Genomic DNA, 1810 nt, shown 5'->3' with positions numbered 1-1810 from the left:
GGCAAGGCCGGTGGCGCCCACGGTCGCGTGCGCGACGACTGACGTCAGTCGTTGATGCAGACGTTGCCGAACGCGGGGTTCAGCGCTCCGATGATGTTCACGGAGTTGCCGCAGATGTTGATCGGGATGTGGACCGGGACCTGGGCCAGGTTGCCCGAGAGCACACCCGGGGAGCCCACGGCCGCACCCTCGGCCTGCGAGTCGGCAACGGCGGAACCGGCGGCACCGGCCGCGGCGAGACCGGCGGAGGCCAGAACCAGGGCGGCCTTCTTGGCAGAGTTCATGGGAAGTGCACCTTCTGTTCGATGTTCTGCCCCGATCCCGGGGCTCACAACGAGCGAAACGGTCCAGCATCCCAGACGACACGGGTCCGTGCGCGATCAGACCTGTTCAGCGTAATAGTCGTCATCGCGCACGGTTCCGTTACGACGATCCGAGGATCGGCAAGTCGGGGATCTCGGGGACCAGTTCCACCGGTGCCACGGGCGCCACCGGCGCCACGGGCACCGCCGGGACTGCGGGCACCGCCGGGACTGCCGGGACCGCCGGGACTGCGGGCACCGCCGGGACTGCCGGGAGGGCCGGCACTGTCGGGACTGCCGGGACCGCCGGGACCGCCGGGACTGCCGGGACCGCCGGGTTGGAGACGGGGAGCTGCGGGATGTCGGGGATCTCGGGGATCTCGGGAATCCCCGGGATCGGAATCGCGGGGATGTCCGGGATCCCCGGCAGGTTCGGCAGGTTCGGCAGGTTGGGCAGCTGGATCGGCGGGAGCGTCACCCCCGGCAGCAGGGTCCCCAGGGAGGTGGTGAGGTCGGCCAGAATCCTGGAGACGCCCGCGAGGATGTCGTCCAGCGGGCCGGCCGCGGCCGCACGCTCGTTGATCTCCTCCTGGGCTGCCGCCACGCGTTCCCTGAGGGCGGCGGTCCCGGCACCGTCCGCGGCGCCCGCGGGGGCAACCGCGCCGGAGAGTATGACGACCGCGAGGGCCGACGGGACGAGGATGCGGATGCGGGAGCGCTTCGTGCGGTGCATGGATGATCCGTTCTGGTGGTCGCAGAAACGGACCCGTTCGATCCGCCTCCTTACCCACCGTGCGAACAGCCTTTACGGAGCGCAACAGGATCTTGAAGCCCCGGGCGGCCCCCACGAGCCGCGTACGGGCTTCGCGCACGCGTCCGGAGCCGGATCACCCGGCCGGGGAAAACCTCACTCCCCGCAGGCCGTTTGAGTGAAGCAGCAGAACCAACCCTTCACGCGGGCAGTTGATCAGGGCGCTCCACTAGCGGGCACTCGTGCGACAAAAGGATCAAGATGCTCAAGAAGATCATGACTGCTGCCGCGGTCACCGCCGCCGCCGTCGGCGCGGGCGCTGCTGTCGCGGCCCCGGCCATGGCGATCGGCAACGACAACGGGATCACCACCGTAAACGGAAACGGCTCTCAGCAGATCTACGGCAACCAGAAGACCCACGGCGACATGAGCCCGCAGCTCGGCCTGGTCCAGGGCACGCTGAACAAGCCCTGCATCGCCCTGCCGGTGAAGCTCAACGCCCAGTCCCTCATTGCCGCGCTCAACGTCGGCGTCCAGGACATCAACGTCCTGTCGAACCCGCAGAACCAGCAGTGCACCGAGAACTCCACCCAGGCCAAGGGCGACGAGCCGCTCTCGCACATCCTGGACAACATCCCGGTCCTGTCGGGCAACGGCTCCCTCGGCAGCTGACCCGCACCCCTTTCCGGTCGAGGGCCCCCCCCCCCCCCCCCAGCCCGGGGCCCCCCCCGAGGGGCCCCCGGGGGCCCCCCCCCCC

At 70.1% G+C, this 1810-nt stretch carries 3 protein-coding genes; 1 reads left to right on the top strand and 2 read right to left on the bottom strand.

All coding sequences use genetic code 11. The features are described 5' to 3' along the window. Positions 1–44: 44 nt before the first annotated feature. Positions 45–284, bottom strand: a complete 240-nt coding sequence (locus ACFWB8_RS37035) for a chaplin (RefSeq protein ID WP_385237717.1) — start codon at positions 282–284, stop codon at positions 45–47. Positions 285–423: 139 nt separating this feature from the next. After that, positions 424–1035 carry a hypothetical protein gene (locus tag ACFWB8_RS37030; RefSeq protein ID WP_385237714.1) on the bottom strand — a complete coding sequence of 204 codons (612 nt, stop codon included), beginning with the start codon at positions 1033–1035 and terminating at the stop codon, positions 424–426. Between the two features lie 279 nt (positions 1036–1314). Between ACFWB8_RS37030 and ACFWB8_RS37025 the strand changes: the two genes are divergently transcribed. Continuing rightward, the gene (locus tag ACFWB8_RS37025; protein ID WP_385237710.1) at positions 1315–1725 is read left to right on the top strand and encodes a rodlin; all 411 of its coding nucleotides are present in this window, start codon (positions 1315–1317) and stop codon (positions 1723–1725) included. Positions 1726–1810 lie beyond the last annotated feature (85 nt).

This window comes from Streptomyces sp. NPDC060031 (genome assembly GCF_042736805.1).
In the GTDB taxonomy this organism is placed as follows: Bacteria; Actinomycetota; Actinomycetes; order Streptomycetales; family Streptomycetaceae; genus Streptomyces.
Note: the sequence above shows the minus strand (reverse complement) of the source record. Positions and strands in the feature narration are given on the sequence as shown.

Excerpts from the sequence above, each read along its gene's own strand:
- ACFWB8_RS37030 (WP_385237714.1), bottom strand. The coding sequence starts at position 1,035 with ATGCACCGCACGAAGCGCTCCCGCATCCGCATCCTCGTCCCGTCGGCC.
- ACFWB8_RS37035 (WP_385237717.1), bottom strand. The coding sequence starts at position 284 with ATGAACTCTGCCAAGAAGGCCGCCCTGGTTCTGGCCTCCGCCGGTCTC.
- ACFWB8_RS37025 (WP_385237710.1), top strand. The coding sequence starts at position 1,315 with ATGCTCAAGAAGATCATGACTGCTGCCGCGGTCACCGCCGCCGCCGTC.